Source organism: Pontiella sulfatireligans (assembly GCF_900890705.1).
Classification (GTDB): domain Bacteria; phylum Verrucomicrobiota; class Kiritimatiellia; order Kiritimatiellales; family Pontiellaceae; genus Pontiella; species Pontiella sulfatireligans.
In genome coordinates this window covers 2459554-2483940 of the sequence record NZ_CAAHFH010000002.1, presented here as the reverse complement: position 1 = coordinate 2483940, position 24387 = coordinate 2459554, and the positions used below count along the sequence as shown (strand labels likewise).

The 24387-nt window shown below is 54.1% G+C and carries 22 protein-coding genes, 2 tRNA genes and 1 rRNA gene; 5 read left to right on the top strand and 20 right to left on the bottom strand.

Annotated features, from left to right (window positions below; genetic code table 11):
- Nucleotides 1-67: 67 nt before the first annotated feature.
- From SCARR_RS23175 to SCARR_RS23130, 10 genes are all read right to left on the bottom strand, one after another.
- Nucleotides 68-144: transfer RNA gene (locus SCARR_RS23175), tRNA-Ile, on the bottom strand.
- Between the two features lie 11 nt (nt 145-155).
- Nucleotides 156-231: transfer RNA gene (locus SCARR_RS23170), tRNA-Ala, on the bottom strand.
- Between the two features lie 157 nt (nt 232-388).
- Nucleotides 389-1963 (bottom strand): 16S ribosomal RNA (locus SCARR_RS23165).
- 905 nt (nt 1964-2868) lie between these two features.
- Nucleotides 2869-3792 (bottom strand): ThuA domain-containing protein, encoded by a 924-nt coding sequence (locus SCARR_RS23160; RefSeq protein ID WP_136064142.1) that lies wholly within the window; start codon nt 3790-3792, stop codon nt 2869-2871.
- A gap of 27 nt (nt 3793-3819) precedes the next feature.
- Nucleotides 3820-5001 carry a Gfo/Idh/MocA family protein gene (locus SCARR_RS23155; protein ID WP_136064140.1) on the bottom strand — a complete coding sequence of 394 codons (1182 nt, stop codon included), beginning with the start codon at nt 4999-5001 and terminating at the stop codon, nt 3820-3822.
- A gap of 121 nt (nt 5002-5122) precedes the next feature.
- Complete coding sequence (locus SCARR_RS23150) at nt 5123-6109, bottom strand: Gfo/Idh/MocA family protein (protein WP_246044524.1); 987 nt, start codon at nt 6107-6109, stop codon at nt 5123-5125.
- Entirely contained in the window at nt 6079-6426 is a 348-nt protein-coding gene (locus tag SCARR_RS23145; protein WP_136064136.1) for a Gfo/Idh/MocA family oxidoreductase, read from the bottom strand. The genes SCARR_RS23150 and SCARR_RS23145 overlap by 31 nt, the downstream gene beginning before the upstream one ends.
- Nucleotides 6416-7363 (bottom strand): DUF6807 domain-containing protein, encoded by a 948-nt coding sequence (locus tag SCARR_RS23140; protein ID WP_136064134.1) that lies wholly within the window; start codon nt 7361-7363, stop codon nt 6416-6418. Before SCARR_RS23140 ends, SCARR_RS23145 begins: the two co-directional genes overlap by 11 nt.
- A gap of 140 nt (nt 7364-7503) precedes the next feature.
- Nucleotides 7504-7848 carry a DoxX family protein gene (locus tag SCARR_RS23135; RefSeq protein ID WP_136064133.1) on the bottom strand — a complete coding sequence of 115 codons (345 nt, stop codon included), beginning with the start codon at nt 7846-7848 and terminating at the stop codon, nt 7504-7506.
- 258 nt (nt 7849-8106) lie between these two features.
- A complete protein-coding gene (locus tag SCARR_RS23130; RefSeq protein WP_136064131.1) occupies nt 8107-8748 on the bottom strand; it encodes a Crp/Fnr family transcriptional regulator in 642 nt (213 codons plus the stop codon).
- Nucleotides 8749-8884: 136 nt separating this feature from the next.
- Between SCARR_RS23130 and SCARR_RS23125 the strand changes: the two genes are divergently transcribed.
- From SCARR_RS23125 to SCARR_RS23115, 3 genes are all read left to right on the top strand, one after another.
- Entirely contained in the window at nt 8885-9424 is a 540-nt protein-coding gene (locus tag SCARR_RS23125) for a protein-tyrosine phosphatase family protein (RefSeq protein ID WP_136064129.1), read from the top strand.
- Nucleotides 9425-9529: 105 nt separating this feature from the next.
- Nucleotides 9530-9811: a peptidylprolyl isomerase gene (locus tag SCARR_RS23120; protein WP_136064127.1), complete on the top strand. Its 282-nt coding sequence runs from the start codon at nt 9530-9532 to the stop codon at nt 9809-9811.
- 145 nt (nt 9812-9956) lie between these two features.
- Nucleotides 9957-10292: a type II secretion system protein gene (locus tag SCARR_RS23115; RefSeq protein ID WP_136064125.1), complete on the top strand. Its 336-nt coding sequence runs from the start codon at nt 9957-9959 to the stop codon at nt 10290-10292.
- Here the strand turns inward: SCARR_RS23115 and ruvB are convergent.
- From ruvB to SCARR_RS23100, 3 genes are all read right to left on the bottom strand, one after another.
- A complete protein-coding gene (ruvB, locus tag SCARR_RS23110) occupies nt 10289-11272 on the bottom strand; it encodes a Holliday junction branch migration DNA helicase RuvB (RefSeq protein WP_136064123.1) in 984 nt (327 codons plus the stop codon). The genes SCARR_RS23115 and ruvB overlap by 4 nt on opposite strands.
- 166 nt (nt 11273-11438) lie before the next feature.
- Nucleotides 11439-12227 (bottom strand): MlaA family lipoprotein, encoded by a 789-nt coding sequence (locus SCARR_RS23105; protein WP_222846419.1) that lies wholly within the window; start codon nt 12225-12227, stop codon nt 11439-11441.
- Nucleotides 12228-12245: 18 nt separating this feature from the next.
- The gene (locus SCARR_RS23100) at nt 12246-13538 is read right to left on the bottom strand and encodes an alpha/beta hydrolase (protein ID WP_136064121.1); all 1293 of its coding nucleotides are present in this window, start codon (nt 13536-13538) and stop codon (nt 12246-12248) included.
- A 285-nt stretch (nt 13539-13823) separates the two neighbouring features.
- On the opposite strand from SCARR_RS23100, the gene SCARR_RS23095 reads away from it, so the two are divergent.
- Together SCARR_RS23095 and SCARR_RS23090 are read left to right on the top strand one after the other, a co-directional pair.
- Nucleotides 13824-14858 (top strand): aldo/keto reductase, encoded by a 1035-nt coding sequence (locus tag SCARR_RS23095; RefSeq protein WP_136064119.1) that lies wholly within the window; start codon nt 13824-13826, stop codon nt 14856-14858.
- A gap of 10 nt (nt 14859-14868) precedes the next feature.
- Nucleotides 14869-15705: an SMP-30/gluconolactonase/LRE family protein gene (locus SCARR_RS23090; protein ID WP_136064117.1), complete on the top strand. Its 837-nt coding sequence runs from the start codon at nt 14869-14871 to the stop codon at nt 15703-15705.
- A 66-nt stretch (nt 15706-15771) separates the two neighbouring features.
- Here SCARR_RS23090 and SCARR_RS23085 read toward each other — a convergent pair whose 3' ends face one another.
- From SCARR_RS23085 to SCARR_RS23055, 7 genes are all read right to left on the bottom strand, one after another.
- Entirely contained in the window at nt 15772-18342 is a 2571-nt protein-coding gene (locus tag SCARR_RS23085; RefSeq protein WP_136064115.1) for a PKD domain-containing protein, read from the bottom strand.
- 13 nt (nt 18343-18355) lie between these two features.
- Nucleotides 18356-18640, bottom strand: a complete 285-nt coding sequence (locus SCARR_RS23080) for a hypothetical protein (RefSeq protein ID WP_136064113.1) — start codon at nt 18638-18640, stop codon at nt 18356-18358.
- Between the two features lie 294 nt (nt 18641-18934).
- A complete protein-coding gene (locus SCARR_RS23075) occupies nt 18935-20827 on the bottom strand; it encodes an LVIVD repeat-containing protein (protein WP_136064111.1) in 1893 nt (630 codons plus the stop codon).
- Nucleotides 20824-21285, bottom strand: coding sequence for a hydrogenase maturation protease (locus SCARR_RS23070; protein WP_168433550.1), 462 nt, complete (start codon nt 21283-21285; stop codon nt 20824-20826). The genes SCARR_RS23075 and SCARR_RS23070 overlap by 4 nt, the downstream gene beginning before the upstream one ends.
- A gap of 10 nt (nt 21286-21295) precedes the next feature.
- Entirely contained in the window at nt 21296-22747 is a 1452-nt protein-coding gene (locus SCARR_RS23065; protein WP_222846418.1) for a nickel-dependent hydrogenase large subunit, read from the bottom strand.
- Between the two features lie 2 nt (nt 22748-22749).
- Entirely contained in the window at nt 22750-23724 is a 975-nt protein-coding gene (locus SCARR_RS23060; protein WP_136064107.1) for a hydrogenase small subunit, read from the bottom strand.
- A 372-nt stretch (nt 23725-24096) separates the two neighbouring features.
- Nucleotides 24097-24357 carry a hypothetical protein gene (locus SCARR_RS23055; RefSeq protein ID WP_136064104.1) on the bottom strand — a complete coding sequence of 87 codons (261 nt, stop codon included), beginning with the start codon at nt 24355-24357 and terminating at the stop codon, nt 24097-24099.
- Nucleotides 24358-24387 lie beyond the last annotated feature (30 nt).

Genomic DNA, 24387 nt, shown 5'->3' with positions numbered 1-24387 from the left:
TTGTCAAAGAACACTCCGCCTAAGCGGAAAAATGTTGTGGTGCAAGATGGTCCAATCTTCCATTAAATGGTGGGCGTGACAGGAGTCGAACCTGTGACCTCGTCCTTATCAGGGACGCGCTCTAACCAACTGAGCTACACGCCCTTCATTCAAAATGGTGGAGGTAAACGGGATCGAACCGATGACCTCCTGAATGCAAATCAGGCGCTCTCCCAGCTGAGCTATACCCCCAGATTGGTACTACTAATCTTGCTGAATAACTCATAAGGAGCTTCGTTCCAGAAATGGTGCGGTTTGTTAAGCCTAAACCTTGCGGCATCACTTTCATGCTGCCATACCCCGAAGGGCAATACCCTAGGTCCAATCTTGCGATTGGCCTTCTCCTTAGAAAGGAGGTGATCCAGCCACTGGTTCCCCAACGGCTACCTTGTTACGACTTCATCCCAGTTACCGATCACACCTTAGGCGTCTTCCCCCCTTGACGGGTTGGATCAACGACTTCGGGTGCAACCAACTTCCATGATGTGACGGGCGGTGTGTACAAGACCCGGGAACGTATTCAAGGTATCGTAGCTGATATACCTTTACTAGCGATTCCAACTTCATGGAGTCGAGTTTCAGACTCCAATCCGAACTGGGGGTGATTTTGAGGATTTGCTCCACCTCGCGGCTTAGCTTCCCATTGTATCACCCATTGTAGCACGTGTGCAGCCCTGGACATAAGGACCATACTGACTTGACGTCATCCCCACCTTCCTCTGGTTTTCACCAGCAGTCTGTTTAGAGTTCCCACCATTACGTGCTGGCAACTAAACACAGGGGTTGCGCTCGTTGCGGGACTTAACCCAACACCTCACGGCACGAGCTGACGACAGCCATGCAGCACCTGTATAGCACCCTCGAAGGCTACGTTCCTTTCGGATCGTATGCAGCTATATGTCAAGCCCAGGTAAGGTTCTTCGCGTTGCATCGAATTAAGCCACATGCTCCACCGCTTGTGCGGGTCCCCGTCAATTCCTTTGAGTTTTAATCTTGCGACCGTACTCCCCAGGCGGTGCACTTAATGCGTTAGCTCAGACACGGAAGGGGGTAAAGCCTCCCACGTCTAGTGCACACCGTTTACGGTTAGGACTACAGGGGTATCTAATCCCTTTCGCTACCCTAACTTTCGTCCATGAGCGTCAGTATCTGTCCAGAGAAGCGCCTTCGCCGCCGGTGTTCCACTTGATATCTACGCATTTCACCGCTACACCAAGTGTTCCCTTCTCCCCTCCAGTACTCTAGACCGGCAGTTTCAAATGCAATTCCACGGTTAAGCCGTGGGCTTTCACATCTGACACACCGATCCGCCTGCGGACCCTTTACGCCCAGTAAATCCGAACAACGTTCGCCACCTCTGTATTACCGCGGCTGCTGGCACAGAGTTAGCCGTGACTTCCTCTGCAGGTACCGTCAAACAGCACGAGTATTAATAGTGCTGTCTTTCTTCCCTGCTGACAGGAGTTTACAACCCGAAGGCCGTCTTCCTCCACGCGGCGTCGCATGATCATACTTTCGTACATTGTCAATGATTCTCGACTGCAGCCTCCCGTAGGAGTCTGGGCAGTGTCTCAGTCCCAGTGTGGCCGATCACCCTCTCAGGCCGGCTACCCGTAAGCCTTGGTGAGCCATTACCTCACCAACTAGCTGATAGGATACGGGCTTATCTCTTTGCGACAGGTTCCGAAGAATCCCCGCCTTTAAACAGGCCACTATGCAGTGGCTGATCACATTCGGCATTACACATCGTTTCCAATGGCTATTCCGAACAAAGAGGCAAATTACCCATATATTACTCACCCGTTCGCCGCTGTCATCCATAGCTTCTTTTCCGAAGAATTGAAAAAATGGAATCTCGCTCGACTTGCATGCCTAATCCACGCCGCCAACGTTCGTTCTGAGCCAGGATCAAACTCTCCATCAAATTTAATTGAAATTGGTGTTTAAATCCTGATATTTGTTCGCGTTTTAAAACTCAATCTCTTCCTTAAAAGGAAGGATCAACAATAGTTTCAAAGCATTGGCTATAACAAACCGCACCACTTCTGATTCGAAGCGATGCTTGAATTCTGTCATGTTTACTTATGAGTTATTCTGATTTCAAAGAACAAAAAGGCTTCAACTTATCGGCGCTGTTTCCAGCGGCTTTTCCGTTGAAGCGGCGGACAACCTACCAAACTGACCGGATCAGTCAACCGCTTTCTGTAAAAAAGTTTTTAAAGAACATCCACTCAACTTATATCGACTGCACTGAGGCGAATCGTTTGGTTTGAGCAGGCGGGTCATAGTAGGGATTCAAATGAATCCCGCAACCCGAAAGTTCAACTTTTTAATTATGTATCAAAGATCATTTTTTGCTGCTCGAAAGCAACGGTCTCATTCAACCTGCATCGTGTGTCTCAACAACCGGTTTGTTTTGAACAAGGCGGGCTATAGTAATGATCGAAGCATTTCGATCAACCCGAAAATCAAATTATTTTCAACGCGCTAAAAACGGCGGAATTAATCGCCGATCTTTCGATCCATCCTTTGCATCACATGAACGGCTATCAGCTCGTTTTGCATTGCAGGGAGTCGGCTTTGCAGCCCGGCACTTCCGATATCTTCAGTTATTGAAAAAGAACAGTTACCTGTTCACCCCGCAGCCTCAAAATCGGCTGACGTGTTGTGAACAGGGAGACGGATAGTAGTCAGAATCGTTTTTCCCGCAACCGTTTTTTCTCTTTATTTTTACGGCCTATCACAAAGCGCTAATAAAGCGTGTTTTGCAGAAGGTCTTTTTTAACCCATAGGCACCAAAAACAAACCGCACCAAGATGCTTTCCAAAGCTATTTCGGCCCGATTGGCGAATCGTCGCATTGCAAATCGCCTACAGCATACTGAATTCCATCGAGCAGGAAGCGGAGCATCGCCTCGCTTTCGTAGCTGCTGGGATGGTGCGAAGGACTGCAATAAAAGACACGCCCCTCGCCATGGCTCTTGATCCAGGCCACATAGCGGACATCATCGGCCACGCCCTTTTTCTTGAACGTTTCAGGGTCCAACTTCGAAACATCCATCACCAGCAACGGCCGAAAATTCTTTTCCCTATAAGCGTTCTTAAAGAGATAGGGCTCATCCTGATGAACAAACCCCCTGCCCTTGAAGACTGCAACCAACGGATGTTTTGGATCAACCAGCTCCAACGTCACCGTCTGAAATTTAGGATGCCAGTCGAAGCTGCCACCGATCATTTCACTTACGGCCGGCGAATTAATCTGGAACGCTATGGCGCCATGAACCACCACAAGCCCCCCGCCTCCTGCAACATACTCTATAAGGTTGGCCTCTAGCTCAGCCGCTTTCTGCTCATCCTTTAGGACATCCCAAAACAAATCCCGTTTGGCGCGATCAGGACAAACATTGTTCATTAAGATGGCGTCATATTGAGCCAGGCTCTCCTTTTCGAACACGCTGATGTCGTCGCTGAACTCCACCCTGAACGCCCCGGTCTTGTCGCCAAGCACCTCGATGACCTCCTTCACATGGGGAGCAACAATGTGCTTGAAGCCGGTCGCCAGCGAAAAAACCAGCACGCGTCTGGGCTTTGCCGGAACCACGGTTGCTTTTTCCGGAGCCAACGAACTGATTAACCCAATCCACGCCGCCGTCGGAGATTCGATTTCTTTTGTGACCATTGGAGCCTCGATATAGTTATTGGTTGCACAGCCAACCATCAGGCCCACCGCAACAGTTAAAATAATACTCTTCATTTAATACTCCCTATTAAACACCTCGGCTCAGCCAACTATCAGTATCTCCACTTCCTTGCCGGAGTTTTCCGATGAAACATATGCACTATAGATCGTGAGAATCGTGTCCGAAGCCAGACTACTGTTCGACTCGATCCGATCCCCATAGGCAACCGTCCGATAAAAAGCCTCCATCTCATGCTGGTAGCCATTGAACCAAGCCTCGTCCGGCGAGGTGCATTGCCAGCCCTGCTTCGTTCCTATCTTCTCCACGGTATAGATATCCTTGAAGTTTTCATCGACCGGGTTGTAGGTCTCCATGGCGTTATTAGGGCCAATGTTGCAGATCGTTCGGTGGTTGTTGGCCATGACGGAAACATGGTTCTTAATCCCCCCGGTCACAATGTCGGACGAAACGACATCGGCGATGGTGCCATCCTCGAACACCACGTGCATGATCGAGAAATCATCAATGTCGTGATAATCGCAACGAATGTGGCCTTCGTCGATGAAACCGGGCAGGCGGGTAATGGCGTGCGTCCTCGCCGTCACGCTCTTTGGGCGAATCGCCTTGCCGTTCCTCGCCAGACCTTCCACCTGCTTAAGGTAAAGGGCGGCCGACAAAGGATGGCACCCTTTCCCGAGCATCACGCCTCCTCCGGAAAACTTCCAATGCGCATAGCTGTCCGCCAGGGAGCCGGAATGGCTTTGTTCACCATGAATCCACAGGATCTGGGCTCCGGTCTTTTCGATGATCTCGCGCTCTTTCTGGATGGACGGCGCATAGACCCAGTTTTCGGCATAGAGGATCTTTCCCTTGCTCTTTTTCTCGGCCTCAATCATCCGTTCAACGCTCTTCGCCGCATACTCCAGGGCAATCTGCTTCGGGAACGTATCACCGTTGAATTCGTCGCTTCCATCGCCGAAATAACCCGTCAGCGGCTTTTCCACGATGGCAAACTTGTCCTTTTCCAACGCGGCCACCGTGATTTCCTCATGCGCATCGGCGGTCACGCAAACATGCACGACATCCACCTGATCCAGCAGTTCGTCGAGACAGCCGAAATTCTTAATGCCCCGTTTCTCCGCGAACTCCGCTCCGCCCGAATGCGAAAACACGCCGACCACCTCCGCGTTGACACCATGTACCCTGCAAAGGGCATCGTAATGGAACGACGCGGCAAACCCTGCCCCAACGATCCCTGCTTTAACTGTTTTCTTACTCTTCATAAGCTCCTCCGCAACCTCCAGCCATGCGTGCGAAATATGTAGCCAGAATAATTACCCCGGACAGTCGCACTGAAAATTATTCTGTCCTAATTGTTCTATTTATTCATCCAACACCCGAGGATCACACCGTCCAAGGTGCGCGATGCTCGAAATCGAGCATGGCGTTGGCCTCGGGATCGCCTATGATCTGCTCCTTGACCGGATCCCACTTCAGCTTGCGCCCGTCGAGCTTCATGGAAATGTGGTGCAGCACGCAAATCGTATTGGAGCGGTGCCCGATCTCCACCGTACTGACGGGGTCTTTCCGAGAGCGCATCGCCTGCAGCCAATCGGCTTCATGGTGCTTGCTTTCGTAGAGATGAACTCCACCCTCTGAAACTTTCTGGCGAAAGATCTCGCGGTCATTCGACTCAAATCCGCCACGCCAGCAACGGATCCAACCGTCCTCTCCAATAAACTTTACGCCCGGTTTTCCGTTGCGCGAAACCACCTTGACGCCATTGGCATAGGTGGCTTCGCCTTGATAAGCAACATGCACATCGAATAGTCCGCGTTTCGGAAACTCGCCGGTGGCGCTGATTTCCACAGGGCCGCTTTCGTCCATTCCAAGCCCCCACTGGGCAACATCATACATATGCGCGCCCCAACCGGTGATCATTCCACGGCAATAGGGTTCGATCTGCAGCCAGCCCGGACGGCTCAGATCTGATTGCGGGTGAACCCGCCATTCGGCATAAGGATGAATCGGCGTCGGCCCCAGCCACATGTCGTAGTCGAGGTTTTCCGGAACAGGCGATTGAGCCGGGTCACCGGTTCCCTTGTCTGTAGGCACCTCTACTTCAATCGTGTGTATTTCCCCCAACGCTCCGTTGCGCACCAGTTCGCAGGGTTTCCTGAAATAAATGCTGGAGCGCTGCTGGGCTCCAACCTGAAGCACCACGTTGTTTCTCCGCACCGCCTCTACCAGCTTTTGCCCTTCCACCACAGAATAGGTCAGCGGCTTTTGCAAATAGATATCCTTCTTCGTATCAGCCGCCGCAATCGCGTTCACGGCGTGCTGGTGATCCGGCGTCGCAATCACAACGCCATCAACACCTGATGCAAGCAGAAGCTCGTAGCAATCCTGATAGACCTGGATTTCAACTTTCTGCCCCTGCCGGCATATTTCCGCTCCAACTCCTTCTTCAGCTTGTTGGCGCGGTTAGCGTCCACATCTGCGAGCGCAGTGATCAATACGTTCTCTTTATCCCCGCGGCCAAAAACACTCATGATGTTTGAACGCCCCATCCGCCCGCAACCGATCAAACCAATCCTTAATGCCTGCTCTGCGCCGTAAACGCCCAACGGCAGAATTAATGGAGCGGCCATTATGCCCGCTGATCCAGCCAGAAAGTTTTTTCGGGAAAGTGCTGTGCTATTTTTCATTCCTGTATTCCTCCCACAGACGGTCTGCCTGTTCTTTGTTGATCTCTCCATCATATACAAGCACCCGGTAGCGCCGTGCATAGGCTTTCCCGGGTTCAAAATTCCACGAAGCATCCTGCACCGGATTAAAATTGGCGAACACCGCGCCGTTATGCTGAGTGTCCCAAGTCCGCAGCAGTTCCGGGTGGGCGTGGTTGGACGGATGCCCCATCATCAAAACACCGGCACTTTCACCCATTGGAACAGCTCCCTCGCCCTTCACCCAAACCGCCCGGGTAAAATTGGCTTCAAGGCGCCTCTTCCCTTCGCTGGTAAGAATGGTGCTGTTATCCTTGCTCCAATCCTTGGAAGCACGGATTGAAAATCCGCTGTAGCGGTATTTGGAAACTTCGACCGGCAGCTCGGTGGAACATCGGTGCTCGATGTCGAAATCCAGAAAATACCCGTCTGCCAAGGTGGTTTTAAAATTTTCGATGCCTATCTGGGTGGTCTCATGAAGAACCCCCAGCGGTCCATCGGGAGCCGTCCGGTCAAGATAATCGCTTTCAGCAACAATACCGGTTTTGGTGGGGACAGCTTTGCGGCCCTGATTCAACCCTTCGCCCTTCTGCAGCTCCCAGGTGATAATTTCACGACCGTCCACCTTGATCTTTTTCCATGGCCACCAAAGACCGAAATGGTGCAGATGATCCACGGGCTGGAAATCAGTGCCGGTAAAGCCGGAAGGCGTTTTCAGCGGATGAATAAAGTTCGAGCCTTTAAATTTGTCGCCACCCACCGGATTTTCCAAGGGTTGGAACTGGTAGCCGAAAAGCTCCTGCCCTTCTTGGCTGACCGTCATCACCCCATCATTGTCCTTAAAGGAAAATTCCGCAAAAGCAACTCCAACCAACGAAGTAAAAAAAACAGCGAAAACGACCGGACTACTCGACATCATGACATCCGACTCCTTAACAGTGCAGTACCACCCGGATTTGTAACCTTAGTTGACTATTAAAATCGAGACTAAACCTCTTTATTGGACAATTAAGGGGATCCGATAGATGCAGGCCTCGTAAAAGATCCGCTTGAACAAAGCTACTTCAGCCAATTTGCAAGCAACGCACCAGATACGCAAAGGCAGAACAACACCGCGGCCGGAAGAAGGTGAAAAAACCGGTGCTTTGCCACAATGTGGCTCTTCATGGCACCCAGCATCAGGCAAGCCAAACCAGAAAAAGCCCACACATCCAATATCTCCATCCAGAGGGCAATTCCCCCCAGAATTTCAATGATGCCGATGAAATACATGATTTCTAGTGGCAGCCGGAAATCATGGAATTGCTCCACCAACGGCTTCGACTTCATCAGCTTTGCACCTCCGTCCGCAATGAAAGCCAGACAGGCTACAACCTTTACAATCGTTAAAATGAGCATATTCATTATTAACTCCGTTGTTTGCGCTGGAGCTATCCTACCAGCCAAATCCACATCCAGCAAGTCTGCCTCTCTTCCTTGCGGACAGACTGGGACCGGCAAAAGAGTGTGGCTCTTTAAGCAACAACGGCTTCAGCTCAAAAGAGGCGATAGCCGTGGCGCCCCGCCGCCAATTGGGAGGCGGCGGACATTAACGAAGCTCTTCATCGAGAAGAAGAGTGCGACAATCGTTGAAAGAATCATCACGCACGGCCCCTGCTCCAACTATTTCCACGAGTCGGTCAGGATGCGGATTTCCTTGCCCTGCCAAATGACGGCCTTTTCATCGTGAAGACGAAGAATCAGCCGCGACAGGCTTTCGGGCGTGGTGCCGATGGCGGCGGCGATGTCTTTTTTAGAAAGCGGCGTATGAATAACTTCCTTTTCGCCGTATTGCGTGCGTAAAAAGGTAAAAAGCCGATGCTCAACGTCCTTGGTCGTCAACTCCTGGATGCGTTCGGTCAAATAGCGTTGCTTCGCCATCAACAAAGCAACGAAGTCATTCCGGAACCCCTCCTCGGCCAGCAAGCGATGAATGCCTTCCCGCGGAAAGATCAGGAGATGCACATTCGTCACTGCGCGCGCAGAGACCGGATAACGCTCCTTTTCAAACAAGACGACTTCGGCAAAAATTTCGCCCGGCTTGATGACCCGGATCACCACCTCGCGCCCATCCTCGGTGTTTTTGTGCAGCTGGACGTTTCCTTCAACAAGGAGGAACATGCTGCTCCCCTTTTCGCCTTCATGGAAAAGATAGTCGCGCTTGCTCACTTCTTTATATGCGCTGATGTTCGCTACCTCGCACCGGTGCACCTCGGACAACTCTTTAAAGAACGGCGACCCATTGATGAACTGCTCTATATTCATGTACACAGTTTGAACGCACCCATCCTCCCTTGTAAATTCCAATGCGCGAAAACATTGATGCTCTTTTTCGTTTATTCACAGTTCAATTTTTCAACCATTATATATAGGGTGCGTTTTTACTGTTTGGAGACGATTAATGCTTTGGTTCGGGAAAATAGAAAAAACCTGCGTACGGATCCCCTTGGAGGTAAAAGGAAAGCTGTTTGTCAGCCCGATGCCCTTTGGGCCTTACGACCCGGGCAACAACCTGCTTAAAATCTATAAGCAGAACCGCATCGAGTTTGTGGTCATGCTCGTCACCGACGCCGAACTGGCCAAGAAAGCGAAACGCGATGTCATTGAAACCTACAAGCAACACCATATAGAGCCCATCCGCTTTCCGATTGCCGACTACACCAGTCCCGAACGGCACGCCTTCTCTAAAGTGGTCGACCAAGTATCAGGCTACCTGCGCGCCGGCGCCAACGTGGCCGTACACTGCAATGCAGGAGTTGGTCGCACCGGGGTAATGACCTGCTGCATCGTACGCGACATCCTTCAGCTCTCCGCCGAAGATTCCATCGCCTATGTGAAGCAGCACATGCAAACCAACATGACGGATGAGCAGATGAGGCTGACCAACCGGTTCCAGCCCTTGGCCGAACGGATTGCCCCCTCGACCGAAAGCAATGAATAAGCGTTCCACACGGTAATCTCCGGTTGAAATACGGCGATCCGGGCTTGAGTGCTTCCGACCAAACCTGCATCTTCCCCCTTTAATTCAAACTTAAGGAGAGAACCCATGGCATCAGCAGCAGCAAGGCACATTTTGGTCGCAACAGAAGCAGATTGCACCGACCTTAAAAACCAGATCGACGGTGGCGCGGATTTTGCGGAACTCGCAAAACTGCACTCTAAATGCCCGTCAGGCGCAGAAGGCGGCGCCCTAGGAACCTTCGGCCCCGGACAGATGGTGAAGGAATTCGACGAAGTCGTGTTCAGCGCGCCGGTGGGCGAAGTCCAGGGTCCGGTCAAAACGCAATTCGGCTACCACCTCGTGGAAGTCACCCATCGCGTTGATTAGCATTTGAAGCATCGGAACATGCAAAAAGGAGAGGCTCTGCCTCTCCTTTTTGCATATTGGCATCTTATCTAAACAAAGGCGGCCCATTGTTTCTTATTGGCAAATCCACATTAAAAGCCTTAGCTCGTAGCGTCTTGTAGGTTTAATGATGAAACGGAAGCATGGATTCACACTGATTGAAACCACGGTTACAGTAGCCGTGATAGGCCTCCTTGCCTCCATTGCCCTGCCGTCCTTCAGCGTCGCCCGCACCCGCGTCCTGTACAAAACCAAACAATCTAATACTCTTCTTTTGAACAATGCAGTTCAGGAATGGGCCATGGATTCATGGCAACCGGATGATGCCAAGATCACCGCGGCACTCACCAACTACATCAACGGCGGGCTCGAAGCACTTAGCGTTGGCGAAGCCCGCATAAACCTCACGAACATCACGTCCAGAACGGTCGACCACGAATTTACGATTGAAAACCTGTATTAATCCTTGGGCTGCAAACCGAACTTTCGATAGGCCAGCGCCGTGGCAATGCGGCCTTGCGCCGTGCGCTGAAGATAGCCTTCTTGAATAAGATACGGTTCATAGACTTCTTCGATTGTGTCGGACTCTTCGCCCACAGACACCGACATGGAGTTGAGTCCAACGGGACCACCTCCAAATTTTTCAATAATGCAGGAGAGGATGCGCTTGTCCATTTCCTCCAATCCATCTTCATCAATATCCAGCAGATTGAGCGCTTTGTCGGCCAGCTCGGCGGTGATGCGGTTGTCGGCTTTGACCTGGGCATAGTCGCGGGCGCGACGCAGCAGGTTGTTGGCAATGCGGGGCGTGCCCCGCGAACGCGAAGCAATCTCCATGGCGCCGGCTTCTTCAAGTTCCACATTCAAAATTCTTGCAGAACGCTTGATGATGATCGCCAGCGTGGCAGCATCGTAGTAGTCCAACCGATTGACCAGCCCGAAGCGCGAGCGCATGGGGGCGGAAAGCATCCCGCTGCGCGTGGTTGCACCAATCAGCGTGAAGGGCTCAATGTTGAGCCGCACCGAGCGGGCGTTGGGCCCTTGGTCGATCACAATATCAATTACGAAATCCTCCATGGCGGAATAGAGGTATTCCTCGACAGAGCGCTGCATGCGGTGGATTTCGTCAATAAAGAGCACGTCGCCACGCTCAAGACTGGTGAGCAAGCCGGCTAAATCCGCGGGTTTGTCAACCACGGGGCCGGAGGTGCACTTAATGTTTACATCCATTGCATCGGCAAGAATGTAGGAGAGCGTGGTTTTCCCCAGACCGGGCGGGCCGGAGAGCAATACATGGTCAAGCACGTCGTTGCGCTCGCGCGCGGCCTGCACGAACAGTTCGAGTCGCTCGCGGATCTTGTCCTGCCCCGTAAAATCCGCGAAGCGCGACGGGCGCAGCTTCTGCTCGAATTCCTGGTCCGGTGTAATGATTTCGTTATTCATAATCGGAGCGTATCAAACCGTTTTTTCCAGCCGGAAAACAGGATTAACTCGATTCAAATGCGATATCGCCGGAAAAGTGCGCGATAGATGCAAAAAAACAGCCGGGGTTCGAAAACCCCGGCATCAGCACTAACGGCTCCCTGCCTAAGACAGGGCGCCTGCTTCATTAATTTTCGACTTGAATGATTCGCTTCTCTGTTATGAGCATCCGCACCATCTCATACTCGAAAGGCGAACCGGTCTCATAATAGCGAAAACCGATCTGGTGACGCTTATCAACAGCGCGGAGTGCGCTGAGTCCGAGCGAAAGGTTCCGCTCCTCGTTGTCGGTCATTCCCAGAGTACCTATGAGCCCATTGACCAACAGGCTGTGCCCAACGCCATCGACTACGATTCCTCCAGTATCCCGAACACAAGAAGGGCCCAGAACCGGCAGCACCAAATAGGGGCCGTTTCCAACCCCCCAGACACCCAGCGTCTGGCCGAAGTCCTCGTCTTGCCCGTGGATGCCCATCTTGGTTGCAACATCGAATAGTCCGAGAATTCCCACCGTGGAATTGATTACGAAGCGCCCCGCAGTTTTGCCTGCCTTTCCGCCTTTGGCCTGCAGCAGGCAGTTGGCGCACGTGTTGACCTCGCCCAAATTGCCGAAAAAGTTGGATACGCCTTTTTCAACCGGCTTTGGCAAAATGAATTCATAGGTCTTCACAACCGGCAGGAAGAAATATTTATCAAAGCCGTAGTTAAAACGGTACATACGGCGGTTGAATCCTTCCCAAGGGTCGTAAACATCGATCTTATACTCAACATCAGCCTTAACATATTCGCTGACCGGACGCTTGGCCGGAACTTCCGGCGCCTCCTGTTTTTTTGCAAAGGCTGGGCCCGCCACAATAAGAAGCGCCATTACCGGCATGAGCTTTCCAAACATCGTTAATTCTAGTTTTGTTTTCATTGGTCCAAACCCCTTTTTCTATTTGAGGAAGTTGATCATATATTCAACATAGGCCTTGCTCGCTATATTTCCGCAGTGCCCGCCGGTCGGATAAACCACGGATCTTCCGGCCAGCGTCTGCTTCAAAAACTCCACTTCGTCAGCCGTCAAAATAAAGTCGTCAGCGTTGGTCATAACACCTATTTTTTCCGTGTTTTTCAAGTAGTCTTTAATGCCTGTCAAACTCGCGTTCTCAACCATTTGCTCTTGGGTCAGGCTGGGGTCGAGTTTCTTGAAGTGGGGGAAAAACAGGTCGTTGAAATAATCCGTAAAGGTTGTCCGGCCGCATACCTTGGAGAAATCCGTAGTGGATTCGTAGCGTGTCAGCACATGATTGGGAGGAATAATCAACCCGCCATTTGACATCGCATCGGCGACATAGATCATCGCCCCCGAAGAAATGCGGAACGAAGTGCCGATCAACGCCTTCACATTGCCCTCGTTCGCCTGCCCATCATGTTCTTCGTATACGTTATAGAGAAAATCCTCATCAAAGTGGAGATACCCCTTCTTGCCGTATTCATCGGAAACCTTGCTCATCATATCGTCAAAGAACGCGGCATAATTGTCTAGTCCGCCCGGAATGTTATTCGCCAGCATGTCATCGATCGTCGTAACCGAATTAATCAGGTTGACCGACGGATTGAGCATCAACACTTTTTTAAAGTTGAAGATTTTTTTCTCCTCATCCAGCACCGAAACAAAGGCCGCCTGCGTGCCTCCCAAGCTGTAGCCGGTCAGGTAATAGTCGGTTACCTCGACTTTATTCTTCACCTTCTCCATGCACAGTTCCATCACACGGTAGATATCTTCAGCATCCTGCGCCACATTGCCCGGAAGCTTGCTGCTGGAGGCGGAAACAATGAAATTGGGGTGCGTCGGAGAAGAAATGCAGATGACGTGGTAGCCTTCCTTATAGAACACATTTTGAAGAAACTTCATTTTCGAGGACTGATAGCTCGCTCCGGTGCCGGCAATGACAAAGATCATTGGAGCCGAATGCTTCTGATAGGCCAGAGAAAACTTAAGTTTTTTCTGAGTCCATAAGGGGTCGGGAACTTCCTGATCCTTAAACACTTCCAGCTTGTATTGCTTAACGCGGACTTTTTCTGCCGGCACAGGCCGGTAGGAAGTGGGCGTTCCTACAACCGTGGCAACAAAGGCATCCGAAACCGGATAATCGTATTCCGCCGCCCCAGAATCATGAGCCGTTAAGAGGAGCAAGCCACTCAACAGACAGATATAGTTTAGCCTTTTTATAGGTCTCATCATTCCCTCCTTCAGTTTGTTTTCCCGCCCTCGCGAGAACCAGCTTGGTTTTCCGGAAGGTGACATACTGCCTTCCCAAAGAACCGCTCTTTTTCTACAATAAAGGGAGTTTACAAATTATAGAGGCCTTGCCAAACAAAATGTCTGCGCATTAACGTTTAGAAGCGCTTGTATTTTTCAAGCAACCGTTAGCCTGCCCCTTCTTCCTTGAGGCCGACGGAAACCCCCGAGAAAGTTCCTTCAAGTTTTTTTCTTCTCTTGCTTTCAAGCTGCAGGTAGAATTTCGGCATGAAACGCAGAGAGCTACTCCAACAGTTGGCGGTTGCCGGAACCGCTCTAGCCCCGCCTTCGGCAAAGGCAGGGGCATCCAAATCAGATCGCCTAGGTTCCATACTCCCTCGCAGGACCCTCGGAAAATGCGGAGAGCAAGTCACCTGCCTCGGACTAGGCGGCTACCACGTCGGCTGGCCGGAAGATGAAGCCGTCGCGCAAGCAACCATCGAAAAGGCCATCGAGGTTGGAATTCGATTCTTCGACAACGCCGAAAGCTATGGCAAGGGGCGCAGTGAAGAGCGCTATGGGAAATACCTCATTCCAAAATACCGCGATGATATTTTTCTCATGACCAAAACCCAGGCCAAGGATGCGGCCACCGCCCGCCAGCATCTTGAAGGCTCGCTGAGACGAATGAATACAGAAGTCATCGACCTATGGCAGATCCATTCGCTTAAGGATCCAGCTGATGCCGACGACCGGCTCGCCAAGGGCGTACTGGACGAAGCGCTGAAAGCTCAAGCAGAGGGTAAGGTCCGGCATATCGGGTTTACCGGACACGCCTCGCCCTATGCCCACGTCCGGATGACCGAACATAAGGCGGTGCTGGACGCCTGCACCTCCTGCCAGTTCCCGATCAACCCTGTGGACGCAGCGTCGAAGCACAGCTTCATTGAAACAACCATTCCCAAGATGCTTGAAAACAACATAGGTATTCTGGCGATGAAGACGCTGGCCGACGGACGCTTCTTCGCGCAAAAGGAGATGAACGGCAAAGTTAAGTGGACCTCCGACAAGCCGGTAATTCCCGGCGCACTGTCTGTTGAGGAATGCATCAACTTCACGCTGTCGCTCCCCGTATCCGTATTGATCACCGGTGCCGAGACGCCGGAATTTGTCGAGGAGAAAGCCGCCATCGTCAAACGGTTCACAACCCTCTCCGAAAAACAACGGCTGGCTCTCGCCGAAAAAGTTGCCGGCTTTGCTGAAGAGGGCAAAGTGGAGTACTACAAGAACAAGGATCTGCGCAGCTCGTCCAAAACAACATAAGGGAAAGGCCATGAACAAAGCATCATCCGCCCTCGTAATGGGCGTGCTTATACCAGCCTGCATCTCCATGGCGGCACCAGCATGCAAGCTGGTGGAAACATGGAAAACGGAAGCGGTGCTGGACGTGCCCGAATGTGCGCTTCTCAACCCGGCGGACCATCTGCTCTACGTGTCCAACGTGTCAGGCAAACCAGCAGAAAAAAACGGGAAGGGATTCATATCCCAAGTGGATCTGGGCGGGAATGTTGTGAAGCTCAAGTGGGCAACCGGCCTGAACGCACCCAAGGGCATGGCCATCCATGGGAACAGCCTCTACGTCTCCGACATCGATGAACTTGTCCAGATTGATCTCAAGACCGGAATCGTTGCAAAACGATATTCGGCGGAGGGAGCTGTTTTCCTGAACGACGTTGCAGCAGATAAAGATGGCAATATCTATACAGGCGACTCTTCGGCCGAGAACGGCAGGATCTACAGGTTGAACAAGGGGCGGCTCGATATTTGGCTGGTATCCCCTGAAATGGAACGTCCAAACGGCCTTCACATGCTGGAGAACAGGTTGCTGGCCGGCGACGCGCGGAACGGAAAACTCAACTCCATAAACCTCAAGACCAAGAAAATCACCCGCATCGCGCAAACCGACTCCGGCATCGATGGCCTCAAGCCCGACGGGAAGGGAAACTATTTCACCTCCAACTGGAAAGGCCGGACAACACTCATCACTGCAGATGGAAAAACCATCGTTCTAATGGATACCACAGCAAGAGGTGGAACTGAGTCGCAGCGCCACTACGGCGCGCTGGACGTTCATCATCGATCCCACCGGCAAAATCGTCTACCGCAATAATCAGGTCAAAGCCATGCAGGACCTGCGGAAGTGCAGACCTTCCTGATGAAATCCAAATAAGGCCGCTTACTCCAACTCCACCTGATAAAACTTGGCCGACTCTGCCGAAGTAGTCAGATCGGTATAGGTGTTTTCTGGTGGCGTTGAAGCGAGGTCCGTCGCCAGCGGACTGAACGCCATCGACACCAGCGTGGTGGTGGCATTGATGGTATAGATGCGGTTGGGCTCGCTGGCCCAGCGCACAACCTTTGGAGCCCCATCATTGAACGCCAGATGCGAGCCGGCATCCTTTGCACCGGTGCCGCATAGATATTCCGCCTTGTCGCTCTGCCCGTCGTGGTCGAAGTCCGAATCTTCATTGGCAATTTCCAAGGATTGGAAGTTAGCCCATTCCCAATCGTCCTCAATGCCGTCGTCGTCGGTATCAAGTTGGATGTCGGAGACCGTGACCGAGCCCGAATTCGTGACACGCAATCCACCCGCCGAAGCAACGATGCTCCATGGATAGGTTCCATTCTTGCCGTAGGCGTGCTGCGCCAGCGCATTGGTCGAGCCGGCTCCGTCGCCAAAGTTCCAAAGATGGGAAACGGCGGCGGTGCAGTTCGAGACGGTCGCGAACGCCCAGAACGGAAGCTCCGTGCGCGAGGCCGCGTTCGCCGGAACGAGCGACTCGCAAACCAGCACGCAGGTGCCTTCGGCCACGGTCACCGTGCCGGTGGCCAGGTTGGAATCCTTCTCCGTATTGTAGGCCGCGTACGTGAACTGGTCGGTTCCCGTGAAATTATAGAACGGCCGGTATACCGCATGAGTGCCGTTGCTGACGGCGGCCATCCCGTAACGGGGCGGCGAGATGATGCGGGTGAACAGATCCAAACCGCTCGGATTGCTGATGGACAGCGGCATGACCGCATCCGTGTTGGCGCTGATCACTGCAGAAATGCTGGAAACGGTGGCGGCGACCCGAGGATTGTCGTTGTCGCTGTTAGAACCTTCATGGCAGGAATAGCAGCTGATAATGGCGCCCTGCCAGAAAAATTTATTGGCCGTCTGGCCGTCGTCAGACCAGCTCAGGGTCTGGTCGGTCAGTGAGGCGGATAGCACCGTTCCCCGTTCATCGGCACCATGGCAGGCTTTGCAGCTGTTCGCACCCAGAACATCCACGGCCTTCTTATGGTTATGGTCGCCCTGCTTGATCCAGCGGGATCCGGTCTGATGCATCCCGTGAGGACCGGACAGGAGATTATTGGCCTCAGAAAATTGCGAGTCGGCGTGGCAGACCGAGCAATCACCCAGCGTGCCGCCCTGGCCTTGAAGGTCCTGGTTCTGCAGATTGTCGTTTTGGTGGAAGCTCGGATAAATGGCATGCGGCGAACCGTGGCAGGCCGAGCACTGCAAATCGCCATGCCCTTCGGAAAAGCGGTACAGCGAAAATCCGGCAGCCGGTGTGTCGGGAGAGGTTGCAAAGGTTGGGTTCACCGGAACCCGCAGGCTGCCGCCGTCATAGGCATCGAGATAGCGGATCTGGCCGTTGTTGTCGGTCGCCGTGCCGGTATGGCAGGCTTGGCAGTTGGGCTGCTCCAGCCAGCCGACCCGGGTGGCGCTTCCAACGGTGCTCATGTTTCCGTGGCAGCTTTGACACTGCATGCTCGTGGAGCCCGACTCATCAACCGCAGTCCCCATCGCTCCTCGCAGGCACAGTGTGTCCGACCCCGGGTGGCACCGGTAGCAAGACGAGCGGTTGGCCGAATCGTTCAGCGTCATGCCGGTCGCCGGATCCATAACCGCCCCGTGGTGCCCGTGCATCACTTGCGTCAGCGGAGGAACGCCGGTTTCTCCTAAACCTGGGAGCGCGTTGGATGAATGGCAGCGGGCGCAGAGGATTGCCGTGCCGTCGGCCACGACGGTTTGGTAGAGCCCGTTGGTGTTGAAACCCTGGTTTTCCAAGGCCAGGAAAAAGGCCGCATTGCCCTGCTGCTTTTCGTCATGCAGGCGCAGAATATTGAGTTTTACGTCCTTGTCGGCATCGGGGTGCCAGCGCCAGCCCAAAGCCGGCATGGCATCGTTCCCGCTCCCGGACTGGTGGCAGGCGGAGCAGGTCATTTCGTCGGAGACCGGCAGCACGATGCGCGTCGAGGCCAGTTCGGTTCCAACGTCATTGCGCAGCACGACCTTCATCAGCGGATAATAGTTCACCTTGCCCGCATCGTCGAACGGCGAGATTGGAATGCCCTCCCCCGTGAACCAGTTGTGCGCAGGCTCAAACTCCATGTGCTGCGGCGTGTTGTTTGTCCCCGGCATCGCCACGCCGGTCAAACCAACATCGTCCGCGGGCTGTGCGCCGAACATGTCGGCCACGTGCTCCCAGAAATTAACCTTGTCGGCGCTCGTGGTATTGATCGATCCCTCCGGATCGGCCACGGCCTCGAACGTGACATGCAGTCCGCTGCTCGATGTGACGAGATCGCCGTTATGGATGACCTGCGCATGGATCGTGTTGTACGGCGGAAGGATCGAGAACACCGAAAAGTCGGTGCCGTCCATGCAGTGCATGCCCAGATCGTTCCAGCCAATCACCTGCCACTCAGCGGCACTGGCTAGCGAAGTTGAAAGCAATAGCAACAAACCTAATTTTTTCATGTTTCCCTCTCTTTTACTGCATTGAAATCCGCAGTTTCATAAATTGAATGGGCTCTAGACTAACAGCACTCGTCGAACGCACGGCCACCGTTTCGGTTCCGTCCGGATTCGGCATAATCCCAACCACCTCGGCATCCGTCCACGGCCCGGCAATCTCTGGATTGGAGGCATTCGTTCCAAACTGCTCCGCGACCCAAGCGGCATAGTCGTAGGGCGTGGTAAAGATGATATCTTCGCCGTCGGTCGTGCCCTCCGCATTCGTGCCCTGCCCGCGATAGTGGTAGGGGGTGTGCGGCAAAAGGCCGGTGAGTTCAGCCGTAGACCAAATGCGATTTTTTTCATTAACAAGCCCTCTTATTAATGTTGCAACCTAGCACCTCCCAAACGTTTGTAAATCATAATATTCTAATGCGCTGAACAGGGAAAACACGGGAATCATTTACCGGTTTTTCACCTACTTCTTTCTGGGTAACACCCACGGGCCGAGGATAAAAGATGAGAGGGCTTCCAATGATTAAAAGTCCTCCGTAACTTTTTTGGTGCTTGTCCCATCGGCAGGGAAAACTAAAGGCGTAGCGCGGATATCCGCAGATCAGGGATCGAGGGTGATCATGTACATGGCGCAGCCGCCGGCCTCGAGGTCGACGTGCGTGTTGACCGGCGCCGTGGCGGAAATGCCCGACCGCAGAACGGAAAACCCTTCAACCAGATTGGTGCTCTTGTGGATTGTGTAGGTGCGGCCGGCGACGCTGTGCCAGCTGACGGCAAAACCGCTCCCCTCCCCTTCGAGGGCGCTGATGGCAAACACCGATTGGGGATCGACCGGCGAGGTGCCGGCCAGCTGTTCATGCAAGTTCGAAAGGCCGTCGCCGTCAAAATCATCATCCGGATCGACACTATCGAAATCTACAAATTCATCACCGGCATCAAAATCAATGATCGTCTGTTCAAACGCGTCGTCGAGTCCGTCTTCGTCGGAGTCGTTCGTGATCCCCGGCATCTGCACGAAAGCCGTGCCGCCGTCGTCGGCCGAAGCATAGATGGTGTCGCCGGACAACGTCAGCTGCATGGCGCGTACGAGCGGGCCAAAGTTGGTGACGGCCACGGGCGTCAGCGGATCGGACACATCGACCAGGCTCCAATCCATCAAGCCCTGCGCCCCATCCACCGTGACCGAATGAACCGCACCGGTGGCCAGCACGACGTTGTTGCCGGCAACGTCGAGATCGAATACATAGTCAGGCGATGTATAAGTTTCAACGACAGCTGGCGATGCAGGATTGGAAACATCCAGCTTGAGGACGTTGTAGCCTTCCGCAATGTATACAAGAGAGCCGGATGCCCCGACGCAGTGGACCACCGCAGGGGAGATTGGGGTGTAGGTGCCCAAATACGCCGGAGCAGCCGGAGAAGCTAAATCGTAGGTTGCCAATCCTTGGAAGCTGTCGGCCACCAAGAGCAGGCCACCTGCCACGGCAACGTCGAGGGCGTTGCTGGAAACCAGTGTTGAGAGAAAAGACGGATCGGTCGGATCAGACAGATCAAAAATCCGGATGCCCTGATTCCCGGCCGCCACATAGGCCAAGCCGTTGGCGATTGCCGTGGCCCGGCTGCGTGCCACCCCGGAAAAGGAGCCGAGCAACGTTTTGGTGGAAGCATCGAAAATGGAGAGGCCGCCAAAGCCGTCGGCCACATACAGCTTGCCGTCGGCAACCGCGAGGGCGGATGCATTGCCGGGCGTGGCGAGCAATGCGCCGCCGAGCACCTGAACGCCGGAAGCGCCCCGCGCCACAAAAACATCGGAGCCGGAAACGGCGGTTCCAACGGAAGGAATGCCAACGAGCTCGTTGGTGGACAGCGTCATGGAAGCCATGTCGATTTTCGAAACCTTGCCCTCGCCATCGGCCACATGCAGCGTTGTGCCGTCAGAGGCCATGCGGTTGCCGAATGCAACCATTCCATAGGCGGCGGTTTCGTTGAGGGATGCATCGAGCTTGATTACGCCGTTGAAATGGTCGAGCAGGTAAACCGCCGCTCCGTCAACAACCACATCCATAGCCGGGCCGTTGGTCGAGTACGAGTCCGTCACCGCCAGCGATGCGGCATCAAGCACAGCCAGGCCGCCAACTCCATCAGCCAAATAAAGAGCCGTCCCATTCAACGCCAAACCGTAGGCATGGCCGGGAGAATCAAACGTATCGAGCAGCTCCATGGACGTATTGGCGCGGTGCACGCCGGCATCGCCGCACGCGGCGTAGAGATTGGTTCCCTCAACCAGAATGTCTTCGATCAGGCCGGGCAGATAGAGCGAACCAGTGCAGACGGGCGCAACAGGGTCGGATGCATTAACGGCCAGCAGGATTTGGCCGGCCCCCACATACGCATGGGTTCCCTCCGCATCCACCGCCGCACAAAAACCGCCGATGTTTCCGAATGCTGCAGAAACCGAAAACAACCCGATGAAAAGCCATAGTCCCTTTTTCATGCCTGCCACTCCTCAATCAAATTTTCAACCGTCCGCACCGCTCCCGATACCGCGTCCGACACCGGCTCCGACAGCCGCGTCCCGAGTTCCAACGTTTCGGGCTCCACCCCAACCAGCGACCACTCCGCCGGCTTTTCATCGGGCGCAAGAAACCGCAACGCGGTCTTCAGCCCCAGCGAATGAATCGAAAGCGAATAGTCGTTTTCAAAAACTTCATCGCCATCCATCAAATAAATCGTGCCCGGCGCCTGGCCGGCCTTGAGCGCATCAACCACCACAATGCGGTCAACTCCGCGCAGGCAGTCGGCCGTATGGATGACCGCGGTGCCGGCATCGATCAGCTCGACCCCCTCGATTTTCTTTTCCTGAAGCTGGTGAACGACATGCACCCCCACCCCGTCGTCGGACATGAGCAGGTTGCCCATGCCCACCACGGCGATTCGTTCTTTGCGCTTCATAACCATGGTATCACGCGTCCGCTTCCCGCACGCCGGTGCGGTCGACAATATAAACCTTGCCCTTGCGGTCGGGCCGCATAACGTGCGTCGCACAGTCGAGGCAGGGGTCGAAGGAGTGGATGAGGCGAAGCACTTCAACCGGCTGGTCGGCCTTCTTGACCGGCACACCGATCAGCGCCTCCTCCATCGGCCCGCGGTTGCCGACGGTGTCGCGCGGCGAACAGTTCCAGCAGGTAGGCGTAACGACTTGGTAGGCGGCGACTTTTTCTTCTTTGACGGTAAGCCAATGGCCGAGCGCGCCGCGCGGGGCCTCGGTCAGGCCGACGCCGCTTTTTTCGGCAGTTGGCACTGCAGCAGGGGAATAACCGTAGGCTCCAACCTCAACGGCGTCGAGCCAGACCTGCATGGCCGAAGCAATCTTGAACGCCTCCTGCGACCGGGCCATGTGGCGGTCCATCACGGACACGCCGCCGGCATAGTCGCCATTGACGCGCATGCGGGCGAGCGGCCCGCACTCATAGTTGGTTCCGCTGTAGCGTGGCGCCTTGAGCCACGAATAGCCTTCCGCCTTCGGATGCTGCGGCACGGTGTCGCCGACCGAAGGATGCTTGTCGTTGGTGGCATCGTCGTACCACGAATGGGTCACCTGCTCGGTGACCTGGCCGATATCCAATGCCTGAATGGCTTCCGATCCGTCGTTCACCAGACCGGGTGCAAACAGCGTTCCGGCGCCTTCCTGGAACACGCCGTAGGACATCAGGTTTCCATAGCCCTTGCCAATGTTGTAGTAGTCCGGATAGAGCGCGCCGAGCAGCTCGACGTCGGGGATGTAGGTTTCTTCAATAAAGGCGATGATTTCGGTGAGCAAAGTTTGGAAATCGGTTTTGTTCTGCGCAGTGGAAACCGCCGTGAAGCCACCCGCAATGAACGACGGAGTGTGGGGCAGTTTGCCTCCATAGATCGCGCCCATCTCGTGGCACTTGCGCCGTATTTCGATGGCTTTGAGATAACTGCCCACCAACCGGCTCTCCGTCGCGCTGTCCAAACGTCGGCCGGTATCCCAACCGGGTTGCCACGGCGCCATGGCCGGCCCCTTGATGTAGTCGAGCAGACTCAGGATGTAAAAGTGCAGAATATCGGACTCGAGGAAGCACGCGCCATGCACCAGATTGCGCATCATGATTCCTGCGGTTGGCGGGGTGACGCCAAATGCATTGTCGAGCGTGAGTGCGGCGGCCATGCCATGCGAAGTCGGGCAGACGCCGCAAATGCGCGAGGTAATATTCGGCGCGTCGCGTGGATCGCGGCCTTCCATGATTTTTTCGAAACCGCGGAAAAGCGTGCCGACGCAGTGGGCATCAACCACCTGCTGAACGCCGTCGACGGTATCGATTTCGACATCCACTTTAAGATGGCCTTCGATGCGGGTTACAGGATCGATTGACGCGGTAATGATCGGCATGGCTAACTCCCAGAGATATAGGGTTTGAAGAAAGATTGGGTTCCAGGAAAGTCCGGCTCAACGCAGCCGATGCAGGGCGAGTTGACCCCGATGCACCAATTGGCCTCCTCAGCGATACCGTTCCAGCAACTGTCGCATTTGGCATTGGTCCACTGCCCGCGGCAGCCTAGATCAACCAGGCATTTGCCGACGGTTTCATCGAAGTCGGCGGCTTTGTTGCCGGTGTTGTAGGCGGTCTTGCGAGGGCAGGATTGATGGATCTTTTCCCACACGGTCGATCCGCCGCCGCCTCCCCCTCCAGTGCCCGTCTGTTGGTAGAGCGCAACCGGACGGCTGTCATTGTCCAGAACAACCGTGGCTCCTGTAAGCAGCTGCACGATGGCCCATACCACCCAGTCCGGATTGGAGGGGCAGCCAGAAATATTGATGGTCGATGCACCGGTGTGCGCAGCCACGCTAACGACACCGCTGGGATTGCTTCCAGCCCCGGGAATGCCGCCAAAGCTCGAACACGTTCCAACGCAAACCACCGCAATGGCATGCTGCGCCATCTCGGCGACCGCATCGGCGAAGGTAACCTCCTGCCCTTTGTAGCTGTAGGCAATGCAGCAGTGGCCGTTAAAGGCCGTCGGCACCCCGCCTTCGACAACGAGAATGTAGTTCCCTTTCTTCGCCGCATGCTCCAGCACCGCACCGCAGCTTTCGCCGGCAAACGACATTAGGGTCTGGTGGTGCGTGAGATTAATGGCGCCGGTGAGCACCTCAACAACCGTAGGCGGTTCGCCGACAGCATTGGAAATGCGGTTGAGCAGGGAAACCGAACAACCCGTGCAGGAGCTGCCATGCATCCAGATGACCTCCGGCGCATTGGGATTGGCTAACGCTTCGTTGAGTCCGGCAAGGTCGCCGGGGGTCAGCCCGATCGCTCCGGCAACAACCCCGCAATATTCTATAAACCGCCGTCTGGAAAGATTCATGCTTCACCCCGCTCGAATATATAAAGAAACCACCTACAGCGTCATTACACCTTTCGGCGCAACATCGTCACATCGAACTCACCTTTTTCCTTTTCTTTTTTCGCAAACGCCGGCGCCGCCAAAAAATGGAGTCAGAAAACAAGGGATGCAGTACGGCCGCCGCAAGGGCGACCCCCGAAATGGTCAGGACAAACACAACAAGTATCTGCAACACCGACTTATTGATGGTTCCGCATTTCACTAGATAACAGATTATCGAGAGACACAGCAGCCCCAGCGAGACCAACACCAACCCCCCAACCAAGAATGCAACCGCTGATTTTTGCTTGTACATGAATGCGCTTCTATCACTCCGCCATCCCGCGGGAAGGTTCATCTGTGATGATGATGCCTTGCCCTGCGCGGCTTAACCCAAAGGTGCGTAAATTGGTAACGGGCGAATGCCGCAATAAGGCATATGCCGGTCACCGCAACCGAAATCAAAACGAGCCCGTTCAGCTTTTCCTCGCCGATCTCGCCGTTCTGCACACGCTCGTAAATCATAGCGAAGCAAAACAAACCGGCAACCAGGCTGACAGCGGCGCCCACGAGCGCCGGGAAGGCCGGCCGGTGCCTATACATCAACGGCTTCATTCAAGATCTCCATCTAACATGAAATTTTTA